Origin of the sequence: Lientehia hominis, from assembly GCF_021044755.1 — a bacterium.
In the GTDB taxonomy this organism is placed as follows: Bacteria; Bacillota; Clostridia; order Lachnospirales; family Lachnospiraceae; genus Lientehia; species Lientehia hominis.
Genome location: NZ_JAJNOR010000009.1, coordinates 72360 through 90206, shown reverse-complemented (window position 1 = coordinate 90206; position 17847 = coordinate 72360). Strand labels below are relative to the sequence as shown.

At 50.7% G+C, this 17847-nt stretch carries 19 protein-coding genes; 17 read left to right on the top strand and 2 right to left on the bottom strand.

The features are described from left to right. The first annotated feature begins 13 nt into the window (after nucleotides 1–13). The gene (rsmI, locus tag LQE92_RS13070; RefSeq protein WP_231063396.1) at nucleotides 14–856 is read left to right on the top strand and encodes a 16S rRNA (cytidine(1402)-2'-O)-methyltransferase; all 843 of its coding nucleotides are present in this window, start codon (nucleotides 14–16) and stop codon (nucleotides 854–856) included. A 155-nt stretch (nucleotides 857–1011) separates the two neighbouring features. Beyond that, nucleotides 1012–1398, top strand: a complete 387-nt coding sequence (locus tag LQE92_RS13065; RefSeq protein ID WP_231063395.1) for a 4Fe-4S binding protein — start codon at nucleotides 1012–1014, stop codon at nucleotides 1396–1398. A 119-nt stretch (nucleotides 1399–1517) separates the two neighbouring features. Here LQE92_RS13065 and LQE92_RS13060 read toward each other — a convergent pair whose 3' ends face one another. Both LQE92_RS13060 and LQE92_RS13055 read right to left on the bottom strand, forming a co-directional pair. After that, on the bottom strand, nucleotides 1518–2288 hold the full coding sequence (locus LQE92_RS13060) for an IclR family transcriptional regulator (RefSeq protein ID WP_231063394.1): 771 nt from the start codon (nucleotides 2286–2288) through the stop codon (nucleotides 1518–1520). 108 nt (nucleotides 2289–2396) lie between these two features. Further along, a complete protein-coding gene (locus tag LQE92_RS13055; protein ID WP_231063393.1) occupies nucleotides 2397–3200 on the bottom strand; it encodes a Cof-type HAD-IIB family hydrolase in 804 nt (267 codons plus the stop codon). A 140-nt stretch (nucleotides 3201–3340) separates the two neighbouring features. On the opposite strand from LQE92_RS13055, the gene aroE reads away from it, so the two are divergent. The 15 genes from aroE to LQE92_RS12980 all read left to right on the top strand — a co-directional run bounded on the left by aroE (nucleotide 3341) and on the right by LQE92_RS12980 (nucleotide 17843). Next, nucleotides 3341–4195: a shikimate dehydrogenase gene (gene aroE / locus LQE92_RS13050; protein ID WP_231063392.1), complete on the top strand. Its 855-nt coding sequence runs from the start codon at nucleotides 3341–3343 to the stop codon at nucleotides 4193–4195. Nucleotides 4196–4288: 93 nt separating this feature from the next. Next, entirely contained in the window at nucleotides 4289–5269 is a 981-nt protein-coding gene (locus LQE92_RS13045) for a beta-ketoacyl-ACP synthase III (protein WP_231063391.1), read from the top strand. A gap of 83 nt (nucleotides 5270–5352) precedes the next feature. Beyond that, a complete protein-coding gene (acpP, locus tag LQE92_RS13040; RefSeq protein ID WP_231063390.1) occupies nucleotides 5353–5586 on the top strand; it encodes an acyl carrier protein in 234 nt (77 codons plus the stop codon). 51 nt (nucleotides 5587–5637) lie between these two features. Then, nucleotides 5638–6579, top strand: a complete 942-nt coding sequence (gene fabK, locus LQE92_RS13035; RefSeq protein WP_231063389.1) for an enoyl-[acyl-carrier-protein] reductase FabK — start codon at nucleotides 5638–5640, stop codon at nucleotides 6577–6579. Continuing rightward, the gene (gene fabD, locus LQE92_RS13030; RefSeq protein WP_231063388.1) at nucleotides 6567–7496 is read left to right on the top strand and encodes an ACP S-malonyltransferase; all 930 of its coding nucleotides are present in this window, start codon (nucleotides 6567–6569) and stop codon (nucleotides 7494–7496) included. Before fabK ends, fabD begins: the two co-directional genes overlap by 13 nt. A gap of 1 nt (nucleotide 7497) precedes the next feature. Continuing rightward, nucleotides 7498–8238 (top strand): 3-oxoacyl-[acyl-carrier-protein] reductase, encoded by a 741-nt coding sequence (gene fabG / locus LQE92_RS13025; RefSeq protein ID WP_231063387.1) that lies wholly within the window; start codon nucleotides 7498–7500, stop codon nucleotides 8236–8238. Nucleotides 8239–8270: 32 nt separating this feature from the next. Then, entirely contained in the window at nucleotides 8271–9509 is a 1239-nt protein-coding gene (gene fabF, locus LQE92_RS13020; RefSeq protein ID WP_231063386.1) for a beta-ketoacyl-ACP synthase II, read from the top strand. A gap of 29 nt (nucleotides 9510–9538) precedes the next feature. Continuing rightward, nucleotides 9539–9979, top strand: a complete 441-nt coding sequence (accB, locus tag LQE92_RS13015) for an acetyl-CoA carboxylase biotin carboxyl carrier protein (protein WP_231063385.1) — start codon at nucleotides 9539–9541, stop codon at nucleotides 9977–9979. 69 nt (nucleotides 9980–10048) lie between these two features. Beyond that, on the top strand, nucleotides 10049–10471 hold the full coding sequence (fabZ, locus tag LQE92_RS13010) for a 3-hydroxyacyl-ACP dehydratase FabZ (RefSeq protein WP_231063384.1): 423 nt from the start codon (nucleotides 10049–10051) through the stop codon (nucleotides 10469–10471). A gap of 29 nt (nucleotides 10472–10500) precedes the next feature. Next, complete coding sequence (accC, locus tag LQE92_RS13005; RefSeq protein ID WP_231063383.1) at nucleotides 10501–11817, top strand: acetyl-CoA carboxylase biotin carboxylase subunit; 1317 nt, start codon at nucleotides 10501–10503, stop codon at nucleotides 11815–11817. Nucleotides 11818–11829: 12 nt separating this feature from the next. Further along, the gene (locus LQE92_RS13000) at nucleotides 11830–13563 is read left to right on the top strand and encodes an acetyl-CoA carboxylase carboxyltransferase subunit alpha (protein ID WP_231063382.1); all 1734 of its coding nucleotides are present in this window, start codon (nucleotides 11830–11832) and stop codon (nucleotides 13561–13563) included. Nucleotides 13564–13607: 44 nt separating this feature from the next. Then, the gene (locus LQE92_RS12995; protein ID WP_231063381.1) at nucleotides 13608–14663 is read left to right on the top strand and encodes an NAD(P)H-dependent flavin oxidoreductase; all 1056 of its coding nucleotides are present in this window, start codon (nucleotides 13608–13610) and stop codon (nucleotides 14661–14663) included. Between the two features lie 119 nt (nucleotides 14664–14782). After that, nucleotides 14783–15493, top strand: coding sequence for an ABC transporter ATP-binding protein (locus tag LQE92_RS12990; protein ID WP_231063380.1), 711 nt, complete (start codon nucleotides 14783–14785; stop codon nucleotides 15491–15493). Continuing rightward, nucleotides 15486–17063: a hypothetical protein gene (locus LQE92_RS12985; RefSeq protein WP_231063379.1), complete on the top strand. Its 1578-nt coding sequence runs from the start codon at nucleotides 15486–15488 to the stop codon at nucleotides 17061–17063. The genes LQE92_RS12990 and LQE92_RS12985 overlap by 8 nt, the downstream gene beginning before the upstream one ends. Before the next feature lie 111 nt (nucleotides 17064–17174). Beyond that, nucleotides 17175–17843, top strand: coding sequence for a nucleoside recognition protein (locus LQE92_RS12980; RefSeq protein ID WP_231063378.1), 669 nt, complete (start codon nucleotides 17175–17177; stop codon nucleotides 17841–17843). The last annotated feature ends 4 nt before the right edge of the window (nucleotides 17844–17847 follow it).

The following is a 17847-nucleotide window of genomic DNA, read 5'->3' as shown; positions in this document are numbered from 1 at the left end:
AAGGGGGATGCAGATGACAGGACAGTTATACATTTGTGCTACACCGATCGGAAACCTGGAGGATATTACTCTGCGGGTGCTCCGTACGCTCAAAGAAGTGGACTTGATTGCGGCAGAGGATACCAGGAATACCATAAAGCTGCTGAATCATTTTGAGATAAAGACGCCGATGACCAGCTACCATGAATATAATAAAGTGGACAAGGCCAGATATTTGGTGGATCAGATGAGGGAGGGGATAAGCGTCGCTCTTGTGACAGATGCCGGAACTCCGGGGATATCGGATCCTGGCGAAGAACTGGTGAAACAGTGCTATGAGGCGGGGATTCCCCTCACATCACTTCCGGGTCCGGCGGCGTGTGTGACGGCGCTGACCGTATCGGGACTTCCCACCAGGCGCTTTTGTTTTGAAGCCTTTTTGCCCTCTGATAAAAAGGAGCGGAGAGAGATTCTGAAGGAATTGGAGAATGAGACCAGGACCATTATTCTTTATGAAGCGCCGCATCATCTGCTGAAGACTCTGGAGGAGCTTTTGGAAGCATTGGGAGACCGGAAGATTTCCATTTGCAAGGAACTGACAAAGACTTTTGAGAAAGTATTTCAGACGACGTTGAGCAATGCGGTAAAACGCTTTGAAGCAGAGGTTCCCAGAGGGGAGCAGGTGCTGATCATTTCCGGAAAGAGCAGGACAGAGCTTAAAGAGGAAGCAGAAAGGGCGTGGGAGAGCATGTCTCTGGAAGAGCATATGAATTATTATCTGCGTCAGGGAATAGAAAAAAAAGAAGCCATGCGGATGGTGGCTAAGGATCGGGGGATTTCCAGGCGCGACGTATATCAGGGACTTTTAGAAGACTGAAAAAATGAAATACATAATTGGAAGATGATGCCTTTCGACAGGAAATTACAATATAATCTTGTTATCGCACGGCCGATATGGTAAAGTATTTATGAGAAAATAATATCAATAAGGGTGTTTTCCGGCGGCCGGAAAATGCGATAGGAGGAAGTATCATGAAGAAGCTGACAATGAAAAAGGGCGGAGACTGCCACGCATGTCTGGAGTGTGTAATCGCATGTTCCCAGGCGTTTTATAAAGAGTTTGATCCGGATAAGTCCTGCATCCAGATAACTGAAAAGAAAGGCGCTATTAAGCCTATGGTCTGTATCCAGTGCGGGAAATGTGCCAAAGCATGTGAGCAGGGCGCTATCAAACAGAATGCCAAAGGAGTGTATATGATTGACAAGAAACTCTGTGTCGGCTGCGGGAAGTGCGTAGAAGTATGTCCTTTCGGCGTGATGGTCATGCCCGCAGAGGCTTCCGCGCCTACGAAATGTATTGCCTGCGGTATCTGTGCCAAAGCATGTCCTATGGATATTTTAGAGGTCGTAGAAAGCTGATCCTATACATATCTATCATTGAAACAAGCATGGCCCGCTGCTTTATGCATGCGGGCCGCTTTTGATAGTCTCAGTGTGCAATGATGTAATATACTTTTTTGGAAACATTTCTGTTTCCTTTATATGGACAGCTTTCCTTTTATTTTGCCTGCGGCTTCCTGCAGGCATTTTTTTATGTATTCAAAATTTTCTTTGTTGCGATACTCTTCGATGTATCCTGTTACGCCAATGGCCGCGGTGCATCGGCCGTCACCGTCGAAAACCGGTACTGCCATACATCCGATCCCAATGGTAAACTCTTCATTGTCCATTCCGAAACCGCGTTTTTTTGTTAATTCCAGTTCCCTTTTAAAGGCTTCTCTTTCGTCAATGGTATGAACAGTTCTTTTGTGAAGCAGGATTCCCAACAGATATTGATCGATCAGCTCTTCCGGCTGGTTGGCCAAAATGACCTTTGCACCGGCGCTGGTATTGACTTCAAGGGGCATATAGAGCTGAGCGATGATATTCAGTTCTGCCGTAGAAAGTACTTGTTCTATATAAATAAACTGCCCGTTTTGAAATACGGCGTATTGGGCAGTTTGGCTAGTCTTGGAAGTGAGCTCCTGCATCACCGGTTTGATGACATCCTTCTGGTCGAGGCGGCTCCGGTATTCGGTCACCAGCTGGAAGGGCTTGTGCCCTATGGTATAACGGACAGGGTTACCCTCCAATACCGTCACATATTCCCGCTTGGCCAGGTTTTTCATGATGCGGAACAAGGAAGCCGTAGGGATATCTAGTTCCTTGGAAAGATCGCTGAGAGACTTCGGCGCCGTACCGGAAAATAATGCTTCTATAACATTTAAAGCCCGCATCACCGCCGGCACAATCACTATTTCATCGGACAATTACTTTTTCCTCCTGTCGGTCGTTTCAATTATATATACAATTCTATCATATTCCCTTTAAACATGTAACCGTTTCCAAAATAAAAAGATTCTCAATTCTTGTTTTATTTATGGAAACAAACGATCAAGAGCCTGCAGCAGCCCTTCATGGTCGTGATCGCCGGTCACACCCGATGCCATCTGTTTCACTTCCTCTGGGGCATTGCCCATGGCGATTCCACATCCCACGGCCTGAAGCATATCGGCATCATTATAGTTATCCCCAAATGCGGCCGCGTTTTGCGGAGATATCCCCAGCTTTTTACAAAGGGTGTGGACTGCTCTCGATTTGGAAGCTTGTCCATCCATGATCTCCAAAAGAGTATGAAAAGATTTGTAAATGGTGCACTGGGGAAATTCTGTTTTCAGCTGCCCGGCGATCTGGTCGAGGAGACAGGAAGGTCCAAAGCACATGAGTTTATGGACTGGGTCCTCCGGATTGAGGAGAGTCTCCATAGTGCCGGTCATGGATATGACCTGGGTGACTTCTTCTTCCCGGCGTATAATGGGATGAAGGCTGTCTCTGGTGATCCACTTGTCATAGGAATAGGCGCAGAAACAATAGGTATCCGTGTCTGGAGGGACATGTTTTTCAATTTCTGCCGCCAGAGACAAAGAAAGACCGATGCTGTTTAGTGCGTTTCTGTTTTTATCTAAGATCAGAGCGCCGCCGTAGCTTATGATGGGGGCTTGAATGCCCAGTTCTTCCTGAATCGGATAAATGGCTGCGGGCATCCTGGCAGATACCAGCACAAAAGGAATACCACCTCCGTGAAGTGTCCGGATCTTTTCTTTCGTATCAGGCGTGATCTGATGGCTGCTGTTCAGCAGAGTGCCGTCAATATCACAGAAGACAGCCTGAATTGTACACATGGATAAGTCCTCCTAAAGGTATATATGAAATTATAAGCTCCCGCCGATGGTCAGTCAAGGGGATTCAGGCGCGCAGGCGTTTCGTGCTGGATAGCAGCGCAGCCCCGTGCTATAATGAAGAAAGACAGGAGGTAATCAATATGAGTAAAAATTATCGTGCGGAATTGGTTGGAGCATTTGGAAATCCCATTGATGAGAATCCGACGGGGGTGATGGAGGAGGCAGCCTTTGCGGCGAAGGGCCTTAATTTTCGATATCTGACGGTGAAGGTGGATAAAGAGGACCTTGAAGCGGCCATGAACGGGGTAAAGGCTTTTCAGATGAAAGGGATCAACCTGACGATTCCCCACAAGGTGAGGGTGCTGGAATACCTGGATGAACTTTCCGAAGCTGCCCGTATCATCGGAGCCGTGAATATGGTGGTGAATAAGGACGGGAAGTTGTGGGGAGAGAACACAGATGGAAAAGGTTTTCTGATCTCTCTGAAAAATGAGGACGTATCAGTGGACGGAAAGAATGTGGTCATTTTGGGGGCGGGAGGTGCAGCAAAAGCGATTGGTGTGGAGTGTGCGCTTGCAGGAGCAAAGAAGATTACCGTGGTGAACCGCAGCCGGGAAAGAGGACAGGACCTGGCGCATCTGATTGCGGAAAAAACTTCTGCGGATTCTCAATACGTGTCCTGGGACGCTTCCTATAGGGTGGAACCGAATACGGATATCCTGATCAACGCTACCAGTATCGGCCTTTATCCTGACGTGGACAAAAAACCGGATGTGGATTATAATACCATAACGCCGTCCATGGTGGTCAGCGACGTGGTATTTAATGACCCGAATACGCTGTTTTTACAGGAGGCGGCGAAAAGAGGGTCTCATACGGTCAACGGATTGGGGATGCTGGTAAATCAGGGAGCCCTCAATTTTACTCTTTGGACAGGAACAGAGGCACCGTTGGATGTCATGACCGATGCGCTTAAAAAGGAATTTGGATTATAGAAAATTAAAATCTGCTTGACAAATCTCAAACCATCCCATATACTTTTGTAGTAAAATAGTTTGATATTCAAATAATAAGGATATAAAAATATTATGGCGGCTAGAATTATCGGCACCGGAAGCTACGTTCCGGACAGGATTATAACAAATGATGATTTGGCAGAGATGGTGGAGACCAGTGACGCCTGGATTGTAGAGCGGACGGGTATCCGTTCACGCAGGATAACAGAAACGGGAACGACAGATATGGCAGTCCGGGCGGCGAAAAAAGCCATGGAAAATGCCGGGCTGCCGCCGGAGGAGCTGGAATTGATCGTTGTGGCGACCTCCACCGGCGACTGCCTGTTTCCCAATACAGCCTGTGAGGTGCAGGCTGACCTGGGAGCGGAAAAAGCCGTCTGTTTTGACCTGAGCGCCGCTTGTTCCGGATTTCTATTTTCTCTGAATACCGCAAAGGTCTATCTGGAGTCCGGTGCATACAAGACTGCTCTGGTCGTAGGTGCAGATACTCTTTCTAAAACAGTAGATTGGAGTGACAGAAGCACATGTATTCTGTTTGGAGACGGAGCGGGGGCTGCGGTACTTTCCAGTACCGAAGATGAGCAGGCTTCATGGAACCGGGGAATCGGAGATTTTACCATGGGATCCGACGGAAGCCGGGGGGGATGTCTTACCTGCCGTTCCACAGAGCTTTGCAGTCCCTTCATGGAAGAAAAAAAGACTTCTGGGTTTATGACTATGAATGGACAGGAGGTCTTTCGCTTTGCTGTTAAGACGGTGCCCCGGTCCATAGAAGAGGTGCTGAAAAAAGCGGAATTGTCCCCAAATGACGTAAAATATTTTATTCTTCATCAGGCAAACGAAAGGATCATTGCATCTGTGGCAAAGAGAATGAAGCAGGATACCGCTAAATTTCCCATGAACCTGGCTCAATATGGGAATACATCAGGAGCCAGTATACCGGTGCTGCTGGATGAGATAAACAGAAAAGGGCTCCTGAAGCCGGGGGATAAGCTGGTAATATCAGGATTTGGGGCAGGACTTACATGGGGGGCGACACTGGTCGTCTGGTAAAGAGTATAAGCGCGGGCGGCTGTACCGCTTTTGGCTTGTATATAAATTAAATAAAAATGTCAGATATGAAGGAGAACATGATCATGTTAGAAAAAATGAAAGAAATTATCGCACAGCAGCTGAACGCAGAAGCAGAGGATATCACAGAAGCTACGTCCTTTAAGGATGATCTGGGGGCAGATTCCCTGGATTTGTTTGAACTGGTCATGTCCTTGGAAGAGGAATACGGCGTGGAGATTCCTTCAGAGGACCTGGAAAGCCTTACTACTGTGGGTGCGGTTATGGAATATTTAAAAGCGAAAGGCGTGGATGCATAAAGCCTGCAAAAGCTTTGAACAGGAAAGAAAACAGGGAAGGGACAGATGGTCATGAAGACGAGAGTTACAGAGCTTTTAGGGATAGAACATCCGGTCATCCAGGGCGGTATGGCCTGGGTGGCCGAACATAATCTGGCGGCCGGCGTATCGGAGGCAGGCGGCCTGGGTCTGATCGGTGCGGCCAGCGCCCCCGCGGAATGGGTACAGGGAGAGATCCGCAAAGCCAAGGAACTGACAAAAAAGCCCTTTGGCGTAAATATCATGCTGCTCAGTCCTCACGCGGATGCCGTGGCGCGGATAATCGTGGAAGAGGGAGTCAAGGTGGTCACCACCGGCGCCGGAAATCCTGAGAAATACCTGGAGATGTGGAAGGAAGCCGGAGTGAAGGTAATACCCGTTGTGGCATCTGTGGCGCTGGCAAAGAGGATGGAGCGCTGCGGCGTCGATGCCGTGGTGGCAGAGGGATGTGAATCCGGGGGCCATATCGGCGAGCTGACGACCATGGCGCTTGTTCCTCAGATTGCGGACGCGGTTTCGGTCCCTGTCATTGGCGCCGGCGGCGCAGGTGACGGCAGAGGGATGGCGGCCATGTTTATGCTGGGCGCGGAGGCGGTGCAGATCGGCACACGCTTCGTAGTGTCTCACGAATCCATCGTCCATGACAATTACAAAAAGAAGATTCTTTCTTCCAAAGATATCGACAGTGTGGTAACAGGAAGAAGCACAGGACATCCGGTCCGTGCGATCCGCAACAAAATGACCAGAGAGTACATAAAGCTGGAGAACAGCGGCGCGACCTTTGAAGAGCTGGAATATTTGACCCTGGGAGGGCTGAGAAAAGCCGTCATGGACGGGGATGTTTCGGAAGGAAGCGTAATGGCAGGCCAGATTGCGGGGCTGATTCACAAAGAACAGTCGTGCCGGGAAATTATAGAGGAGCTGATGACACAGACAGAGGCTCTGTTCAGGAGATGTAATACATGGGTAGGATAGCATATGTGTTCCCCGGACAGGGCGCCCAGAAAGCCGGAATGGGCAGGGATTTCTATGAGAACAGTCCGGCTGCGGCGAATGTGTTTGAACGGGCAGGAGACATCCTCTCCCTGGATATGAAGGCGCTTTGCTTTGAACAGAATGAAAGACTGGATATCACAGAGTACACACAGGCGGCCATGGTGACGACGAGCCTGTCCATGCTGGCGGCAATGAAGGACCGCGGCTTGCGGGAGCCGGATGTGACGGCGGGTTTAAGTCTCGGAGAATATTGTGCCATGGCGGCGGCGGGTGTCATGAGCGGTGAGGATGCCATCAAGACTGTGCGCCGGAGGGGAATCCTCATGCAGGAGGCAGTGCCCGCAGGGCAGGGAGCCATGGCGGCGGTTCTGTCCATGAAAGCGGAAGATATCGAACATATTCTGGAGAATATGGAAGAGGTGCAGATCGCCAATTATAACTGTCCCGGGCAGACCGTGATCTCCGGGAAGGCAGAAGCGGTGGATAGGGCGTGCGCCGCTTTACAGGAGGCCGGTGCGAGACGGACGGTAAAACTGAACGTCAGCGGGCCTTTTCATTCGTCACTTCTCAGGGAAGCCGGTGAAAAGCTTTATGAAGCGCTGGCGCCGGTGAAGCTTATGGAACATGAGATTCCCTACGTATCCAATGTAACGGCAGAATATGTGACTGGAACAGATAGCGTAAAGGATTATCTGAAAAGGCAGGTATTCTCACCGGTGAAATGGCAGCAGAGTGTAGAAACTATGCTCTCGTCTGGAGTTGATACATTTGTGGAAATAGGGCCGGGAAAGACACTTAGTTCTTTCATTAAAAAGATAAGCCGGGATGCGGTGGTCTATAATGTGGAGATCTGGGAGGATCTTGACACGTTGGAAGCAGTGCTTGGGAGGAATTGAAATGCCAGAAAGGAAAGTTGCAGTAGTGACCGGAGCATCCAGAGGTATCGGGAGAGAAATCGCCCTGGCCCTCGCAGGAGCCGGTGCGTCTGTCATTATAAATTATAATGGTTCTGCCGGGAAGGCGGAAGAAACGGCAGGGGAGATCCGAGAGACCGGAGGATGCGCCGAGGCGATGCGCTGTAACGTAGCTGACTTTGAAGCCGCGGGTGCATTCCTTGGTGAAGTGATAAAAAAGTACAGCAGAATCGATATTCTGGTGAATAATGCCGGTATCACCAGAGACGGCCTGCTCATGAAGATGAGCGAGGAGGATTTTGACGCGGTGCTGGATATAAATCTTAAAGGCACCTTCAATTGTATCCGCCACGTATCCCGGCAGATGCTGAAACAGAGAAACGGGCGGATCATCAATATTTCTTCTGTTTCCGGCGTTTTGGGAAATCCGGGCCAGGCCAATTACTGCGCGTCCAAAGCGGGAGTCATTGGTCTGACCAAAGCTGTGGCCAGAGAGCTGGCGACTAGAGGGATTACGGTGAATGCGGTGGCCCCCGGTTTTGTGGACACGGAGATGACAAGAGTGTTGTCTGAAGAAGTCAGAAAAAAGGCAGAGGCTCAGATTCCGCTGGGTCATTTTGGAACCCCTGCGGATATCGCAGACGCTGTAGCATTTTTGGCGTCCGACCGGGCGGGATATATCACGGGCCAGGTACTCCGGGTAGACGGCGGCATGGCTATGTAGATCAGAGAAACACAGGCAGGAAAGGAGAACCCATGAGCAGGAGAGTAGTAGTGACCGGGCTGGGCGCCGTCACTCCCATCGGGAATACCGCGGAGGAATTCTGGAAGAACATCAAAGAAAATAAAGTGGGAATCGGGGAGATCACCAGATTTGATACCACAGACTATAAAGTGAAGCTGGCGGCAGAAGTCAAAGGCTTTGTAGGGAAAGAGCACATGGACTTCAAGGCGGCGAAGCGTATGGAGCTTTTCAGCCAGTACGCGGTGGCAGCCACAGGAGAGGCTCTTAAGGATGCAGAAATCCATATGGATAAGGAAGACCCATATCGTCTGGGTGTCAGCATCGGCTCAGGGATTGGCAGCCTTCAGGCCATGGAACGGGAGCACACAAGGCTTCTTGAAAAAGGACCTGGGAGGATCAGCCCGCTGATGGTACCGCTCATGATATGCAATATGGCGGCCGGAAATGTGGGAATCCAGTTTGGCCTTAAAGGAAAGAACATCAATGTGGTGACGGCCTGCGCCACTGGCACTCATTCCATTGGGGAAGCCTACCGTTCCATTCAGTATGGGGAAGCGGACATAATGGCTGCGGGAGGGAGCGAGAGCTCCATCACGCCTCTGGGAATCGCCGGCTTTGCGGCCCTCACGGCCCTCAGTACCGCAGAGGACCCTTACAGAGCTTCTATTCCCTTTGATAAAGAGCGGGGAGGCTTTGTCATGGGAGAAGGGGCCGGAGTGGTGATTCTGGAAGAGCTTGGTCACGCCCTTTCCAGAAATGCTCATATCTATGCCGAAGTGGCAGGATATGGATCCACCTGCGACGCCTATCATATCACCTCCCCGGCGGAAGACGGTGCCGGCGCGGCCAGGGCAATGGAGGAAGCGATGAAAGACGGAGGGGTCTCTCCTGACCAGATAAGCTATATCAATGCCCACGGCACCGGAACCCACCATAATGACCTGTTTGAGACAAGGGCCATAAAGCTGGCCATGGGAAAGGCGGCGGCTGCAGTGAAGATAAACTCCACCAAATCCATGACAGGCCATCTCCTGGGAGCAGCTGGAGGCGTAGAATTTATCACATGTGTGAAGTCCATCGAGGAGAGATATATCCATCCCACGGTAGGGTTTAAAGTACCGGATGAGGACTGCGATCTGGACTATACCATCGGAAACGGGATTCATATGGACGTGGAATATGCCATGAGTAATTCTCTGGGTTTTGGCGGTCACAATGCCACCGTCCTGGTAAAAAAATACAGGGACTAAAAATGAGTGCCGGGACAGGAGGAAATAGTATGGAATTCGGACAGATAATAAAATTAATAGAAACGGTGTCGGCGTCCAGCCTGACCAGCTTTAATCTGGAGGAAGGCGGAACAAAGATTTCACTTACTGCCGGAAGAAACTGCACGGAGGACAGGAAGACGCAAGTCTTTTCCGACAGTCAGGCTTCCGGAGCTCTCATTCAGGAGAGACCGCGGCCGGATGAAGGGTTTCAGTCCGATCAGATTGTGAAATCCCCGTTGGTCGGTATTTTTTATGCCGCGCCGTCTGAGGATGCGGAGCCTTTCGTAAAAGCAGGGGATACGGTGAAAAAAGGCCAGGTATTGGGTATCATAGAGGCCATGAAGCTTATGAATGAGATTGAATGCGAATATGACGGAGTCGTGGAAGCGGTGCTGATCGAAAATGAGCAGGTGGTGGAATATGGGCAGCCGTTGTTCCGCATCCGCTGATTTGGACAATACAAGTTTGGGATTATGAAGGGGAAGGACATCGGAGGACAGGGGAAAGGAGCACAGGAAATGTTAGGTATAAAAGAAATTGAGGCGATCATTCCTCACAGACATCCTTTTTTGCTGGTGGACTGTATTGAGGAGCTGGAGCCGGGAGTCAGGGCGTCAGGCTATAAATGCGTGACCTATCACGAGGATTTTTTTAAAGGACATTTTCCACAGGAACCGGTGATGCCGGGAGTCCTGATCGTCGAGGCTCTTGCACAGGTAGGGGCCGTGGCGATATTGAGCCTGGAAGAAAATAAAGGCAAGGTGGCGTATTTCGGAGCCATTAATAACGCCAGATTTAAAAAAAAGGTGCAGCCTGGAGATAAGCTGAAGCTGGAATGCGAGCTGATTAAAAGAAAAGGCCCCCTGGGTGTCGGAAAAGCTACGGCAACGGTGGACGGACAGGCAGCGGTGACGGCTGAGCTGACCTTTATGGTGGGCTGACATAAGCGGGCCTGAAATGGAGGAGCGGCATGTTTAACAAGGTTTTGATTGCCAATAGAGGGGAAATCGCGGTGCGGATCATCCGGGCCTGCCGGGAGATAGGAATCCATACGGTAGCGATATATTCAGAGGCCGACAGCGAGGCGCTCCATACTTTGCTGGCGGATGAGGCCATCTGCATCGGCCCGGCCAATTCGTCGGAAAGCTATCTGAATATGGAGAGGATCCTGTCGGCTGCCGTATCTCTGGGAGCCGATGCCATCCATCCCGGCTTCGGCTTTTTGTCCGAAAACGCCCGGTTTGCAGAGCTGTGCGCGCTTTGCGGCATTAAATTTATAGGTCCGGACAGCCAGGTCATAGCCAGGATGGGAAACAAGTCTGAGGCGAGGAATACCATGATCGCCGCGGGAGTGCCGGTGGTGCCGGGAGGCAGAGAACCGGTATGGGACGCGGAGACGGGGCTCCGGATGGCGGCAGAGATCGGTTATCCGATTATGATAAAGGCAGCGTCCGGCGGTGGCGGAAAAGGAATGAGGGTCGTAGAGCGGGAGGAGGAATTTGAGACGAATTTCCTGAACGCTCAAAGAGAATCCGTAAAAGGGTTTTCAGATAATACGATGTATCTGGAGAGATATGTGGAGAATCCGAGACATATTGAATTTCAGATATTGGCTGATGAACACGGTCACGTGGTCCATCTGGGCGAGCGTGACTGCTCCGTGCAGAGGAACCACCAGAAGCTGATCGAGGAATCACCGTCGGCCGCCATATCGGAAGAGCTCAGGAAAGAAATGGGAAAAACGGCGGTAAGAGCGGCAAAAGCGGCCGGATATGTGAATGCCGGCACCATCGAATTTCTGCTGGACCGCGAGGGCCATTACTATTTTATAGAGATGAATACCCGGATACAGGTGGAGCATCCGGTGACAGAGGCAGTTACGGGATTGGATTTGGTCAAAGAGCAGATTCGGATCGCCGCGGGAGAGCCATTGTCTGTCCGCCAGGAAGATATTCACCTGACGGGCTGTTCCATTGAATGCAGGATCAACGCCCGGATGGCGGGGAGGATCAAGAATATCCTGGTGCCGGGAGGAAACGGCATCCGGGTGGATACGGCGGTATACAACGGATATTTAATTCCGCCCAACTATGACGCCATGCTGCTGAAGCTCATTGTCCATGACAGAGACCGAAGAGATGCAGTCAGAAAAATGCAGTGCGCGCTGGGTGAACTTGTAATAGAAGGGGTGGATACAAATCTGGAGAATCAGTATGAAATATTCACCCACCCTGTTTATGAAGCCGGTCCTGTAGACACCGGTTTTATGGAGACCTATTTTAAATAAGAGGCAGAGAATATGCGGAAACATTTATTTAAGAGGACACCGTCCAATACTTATATTAAAATTGAAATGCCGGAGAAAAAAGGAACGGCGCAGCCGGAAGTGCCCAAGGGCATGTGGCGTAAATGCAATAAATGCGGCGCTCCTATTTATACGGAAGATGTCATTGAAGGCAATTATATTTGTCCCAAATGTAAAGGATATTTCCGCGTACACGCCTACCGCCGGATCGATATGCTGGCAGATGAAGGAAGCTTTGAAGAGTGGGATAAAGGGTTTCCGGTGAAGAATCCCCTGCAGCTTCCCGGCTATCCCAGAAAGGTGGCGGAGCTTCAGGAAAAGACTGGACTTGATGAGGCGGTCATTACGGGAAAAATGACCATGGGAGGTCATGGAACGGCAGTGGGCGTTATGGACGGCCGGTTTATTATGGGGAGCATGGGCCATAACGTGGGTGAAAAAATCACTAGGCTGGTGGAGCGCGCTACAGAAGAAAGGCTTCCGGTAATCTTGTTTTGCTGCTCCGGCGGAGCCAGGATGCAGGAAGGAATCGTGTCGCTGATGCAGATGGCTAAGACCTCTGCCGCGCTGAAAAGGCACAGCGACGCAGGGCTTCTCTACATTTCGGTACTGACAGAGCCCACCATGGGAGGCGTGACCGCCAGCTTTGCCATGCTGGGAGATATCATTCTGGCAGAGCCGGGAGCGCTGGTGGGTTTTGCCGGCCCCCGGGTGATCGAGCAGACCATAGGACAAAAGCTTCCGGAAGGATTTCAGCGTTCAGAGTTTCTGGAGGACCATGGATTTGTGGATGCTATCATGAAAAGAGAGGAATCCAGAGAAATGCTCACCAGGATTCTCATGCTCCATGAAGATAATAAATGCGGTGCAAAAGACCAAAATAAAAAAGAAGATCTGACGCCGGCAGGCAGGGCGGCGGCTGATCGGAACTCCGGAAGACAGCAGGGTCTGCCTGCCTGGGAAAAAGTAAAACTATCCAGAAAACCGGGACGCCTCACCGGGATTGATTATATTGAAGGCATATTTGAAGATTTCATCGAATTTCATGGAGACCGGTACTGCCATGACGATAAGGCTGTTGTGGGAGGGATCGCGAAATTCCATGGACGTCCGGTGACAGTGATCGCACAGCAAAAGGGCAGAAATACCAAAGAGAATATTGAACGGAATTTTTCCATGCCTTCGCCGGACGGCTACCGGAAAGCCCTCCGGTTGATGAAACAGGCGGAGAAATTCGGCCGGCCCGTTTTCTGCTTTGTGGACACGCCGGGAGCATTCTGTGGATTGGAAGCAGAGGAACGGGGGCAGGGCGAAGCCATTGCCCGGAATTTATTTGAAATGTCCGGACTGAAGGTGCCGGTTCTTTCGGTAGTGATCGGAGAAGGAGGAAGCGGAGGCGCTCTGGGCCTTGCGGTGGCCGACGAGGTATGGATGATGGAAAATGCTATTTATTCTATCCTCTCTCCGGAAGGTTTCGCTTCAATTCTGTGGAAAGACAGCAAAAGGGCGAATGAAGCGGCCGGCATTATGAAGATCACAGCGGCCGATCTTATGGAGCTTGGAATCATTGAGCGTATTATTCCGGAGGAGGAGCCGGCCGGCCGGGCAAACAGCGGAATTATCTGCTCAGTACTGGAAAACGGATTTGAAGAGTTCCTGAACAGGTACGGTTCCATGAGCGGGGAAGAACTCATGGTCCACCGTTATGAGCGTTTCCGGGCCATGTAAACCTGGGAATGCTGCCGGGAGTCCGGACAATGGAGGGAAGGTATATGAAAAGAGAGCCATTGGTTATTGGAGATCTTACCGCGGAAATCCCGCTGGTACAGGGAGGCATGGGAGTCGGAATCAGTCTGTCTGGGCTGGCAGGTGCCGTGGCGAAGGAAGGCGGGATCGGCGTCATCTCCACGGCACAGATCGGGTTCCGGGATCCGGAATTTGACGAGGCTCCCATTGAGACAAATCTAAGGTGTATCGGTGAGGAAATTAATAAGGCCAGGGAAATAGCGCCGGGAGGAATCATCGGCTGCAATATCATGGTGGCCACAAAACGGTATGAGGATTACGTGCGTGCGGCGGTAAAAGCCGGATCTGATATCATTATTTCCGGGGCAGGACTTCCGTCAAAGCTTCCGGAGCTGGTGCGCGGTTTTCGTACGAAGATCGCTCCGATTGTTTCATCTGTCAAAGCGGCGGTCGTCATTTGCAAGCTGTGGGACCGGCATTATCAGACAGCGCCGGACATGGTGGTCATAGAAGGGCCAAAAGCCGGGGGCCATCTTGGATTTCGAGAGCAAGAGCTGTCCCATATCGAGGAACTGGACTATGACGGAGAAATTCGGAAGATCACCGAAGTGGTCAGACAATGCGGAATGAAGTATGGAAAAAAGATTCCGGTTGTCGTGGCCGGAGGTATATACGACAGGATGGACGTAGAACACTGTATGAATGACCTGGGAGCCGACGGCGTACAAGTGGGAACCCGGTTTGTGACCACCAGGGAATGTGACGCGCCGGCCGCTTATAAGCAGGCCTATATAGACGCGAAAAAGGAAGATATCGTCATTACAAAAAGCCCGGTAGGCATGCCGGGAAGGGCGATTTTGAATAAGTTTCTCCGAGAGGTGAAGGAAAGGCGGAAGCCGGCGTCCAGGTGCCATCAATGCCTGGAGAAGTGTGATCCAAAGGAGATGCCTTACTGCATCACGGACGCCCTGCTGAACGCGGCCAGAGGAAAGATTCAGGACGCCCTGCTGTTCTGCGGAGCCAATGCTTTCCGAGCCGAGAGGATCGAGACTGTCCGGGAAGTGATCGCGGATCTAATGTGACGGAAAGAGCGGTGAAATGTGCTCTCAAAATGTCAGGGTTTCCATAGGATATGGTATCTGCTATAATAAAAGGGATACGTAATTTTGGGAACGACATATGACAGGAGGATAAAACAGCAGTGAAATTAGTTATCCGGGATTTGAAGAAATCGTTTGACAATAAGGAGGTTCTGTGCGGGGCCAGTTTTTCCTTTGAAAAGGGAAAGATCTATGGATTGCTGGGAAGGAACGGAGCAGGCAAGACGACACTTTTTAACTGTATCAATGAAGATATGGAAATTGACGGCGGAGAGTTTTTTCTGGAGGATGAGGACGGCGCGGCGCGGAAGCCTGCGGCGGAAGATATCGGGTATGTACTGTCCACGCCGGTCGTGCCTGAGTTTCTGACCGGAAGAGAGTTTCTTAAGTTTTTTCTGGATATTAACCGGAAACGGATCCAGGAAGTGAAATCAGAGGATGAGTATTTTGATTTCATGGATATTGATCCAGAGGACAGAGACAGGCTGCTAAAGGATTATTCCCACGGCATGAAGAATAAGATGCAGCTTCTGGTCAATCTGATCGCAGACCCGGCTGTGCTTTTGCTGGATGAGCCCCTCACCTCTTTTGACGTGGTGGTGGCGGAGGAGATGAAGCAGCTGCTCCGGCAGATCAAAAAGGATCATATCATTATTTTTTCCACACATATAATGGAGCTTGCTCTGGATCTGTGTGACGAGATCGCGGTTCTGAACGGCGGCGTACTGGAGCCGGTCACAAAAGAAAACCTTTCCGACCGTGACTTTAAGGATAAGATCATACAGGCTCTTAAGGGGGAAGAAAATGATTAGTACCTTTAAGACGGGATTCCGTCTCAGAAATACCTATAAGGCGAACAGTGTGATCTATTCTCTGAAGCAGATCCCTATTATAAAAAAGCTGCTGCCTGACCGGCTGTACGCGAGCCCGGGGCTGAAGACATTTGCCGATATTGCAGCTGTTCTGTGGGAGCTTCTGTCGGTATTTCTGGGGAAATTTCTGTACCTTTTGTTTATGGTTTCTCTGATGTCCGGACTCATGAAGACAGAAACGGGAGCCGGGTTCTCTCACATTCTGCTGTTTTTGAGCTTCATCGGGGCTTTCATGAATACGAATCTTTTCAACCCCACAAAGGATAAGTATTATGGGATCGCCCTCATGAACATGGACGCCCGGGAATATGTGGTATCCAACTATCTGTATTTCCTTATCAAAATGATAGTGGGATTTATGCCGTTTATGATTTGGTTCGGGACAAAGGCCGGGGTATCTCTGCCGCTTTGTATTTTATATCCATTCTTTATCGTGGGCTTCAAGCTGGTGATCAGCGCCTGTGTGCTGCGGGATTATGAGAAGCATGGAAAAGCAAGGAACGAAAACAACCTGCCGGCGGTGGCTTGGATTACTGTGGCCCTTTTGCTGGCGGCCGCGTACGGTCCGCCGATTTGGGGATACGCGCTTGATGAAAGGATCGTCTGGGCGGCAGGACTCTCAGGAATCGTACTGGGAGCCGCGTGCCTCGTCTATGTCCTCCGGTTCCGGAAATACAGCGCCATGTGCCGGAAGATGCTGGGCAGATCGTCCGTCATATTTAATACAGCGGAAAACAAAAGAGAGATCATGCAGGGGAGCTATCAGAAGAAAATCGATATAACGGCAGAAGCGGAGAGTGGAAAATCCGGTTTCGCCTATTTCCATGATCTTTTTATGAAAAGGCACAGAAAGATATTGATCCGGTCTTCGAAAAGAACGGCCGCCATCCTGCTCCTCCTTTGGGGGATGACTGCTGCGGCATGCTTGATAAAGCCCGAGTTAGGTATTCAGGTAAACGGGCTGATGCTGACTATTCTTCCATATTTTATGTTTGTGATGTATTTGACTAACCGGGGAAAGGTGGTTTCCCAGGCCATGTTCATGAACTGTGACCACAGTATGCTGACATACCGGTTTTACCGGCAGCCCCATGTGATCCTGAGCCTGTTCAGGGAACGGCTTAAATCAGTAATCTGGCTGAATCTTCCGCCTACGCTGGTCCTGGCCGCTGGGCTGCCGCTCTTACTGTATCTGACGGGCGGTACAGATCAATACATGAACTATGCCATATTGTTTGTGTCCATCCTTTTTATGAGCGTATTTTTCTCTGTTCATAATCTGGTGCTCTATTATCTATTGCAGCCCTATAATGTGGAGATCGAGATGAAAAGTATGCTCTACAGCATTGCGGACGGCGTTACTTATCTGGTCTGCTATGTGCTGGTGGGAAAGAGAATCCCGGTCCTCCTGTTTGGCGTTTTGGTGATTGTTTTCTGCGCGGTGTATATTGTGCTGGCGCTTATTCTGGTCTACCGGTATGCGCCAAAGACCTTCCGGCTTCGGAGATGACAGGGCAGGCGGAGAGGCAAAAACCGCATTTCATGCAGAAACGGACGGAATGATTTCCGTCCGTTTTTCATATGGTGGTGGAAAAGAAGATGATTCAGGAGAAGACAGAGCATGTTAAATTATTTATGGGGAGCCATGCTGATTCTCGGCATCGTATGGGGAGTCCTTTTGGGAAGACCGGCGGAGCTGACTGACGGGATTCTTACGGGGGCAAAGGACGCGGTCTCCCTCTGCATTACCATGGCGGGGGTAATGGCCTTCTGGACCGGCATGATGGAAGTGGCCAAGGAAGCGGGGATCATAGAGAAGATCACCAGGCTCTTAAAGCCGTTTGTGGGCTTCATGTTCCCTGATATCCCGCCCGGACACAAGGCCAGGGACGAGATTTCTACAAATATCGTGGCAAATGTCATGGGGCTTGGATGGGCGGCCACCCCCGCCGGCCTGAAAGCCATGGAAAGCCTGGAGGAGCTGGAGGAAGAACGGAGAAACGGCGCTGCTTTCGGAAGTGACGGCGGCAATGAGCGAGGACGGACAGAAAAGAGACTCCGCGGGCGGAGAAAAGCGGTGCCCAGAGGAACGGCCAGCACGGAAATGTGCACATTCCTCATTCTGAATATTTCCTCCCTTCAGCTGATACCCATAAACATGATCGCTTACCGGGCGCAGTATGGCGCTGTGAATCCCACTGCCATCGTGGCTCCTGCAATTTTGGCCACATTGGTAAGCACCGCCGCCGGCGTGGCCTTCGCAAAGATTGCGGGAAGAAGGAAAAAGTAGATAT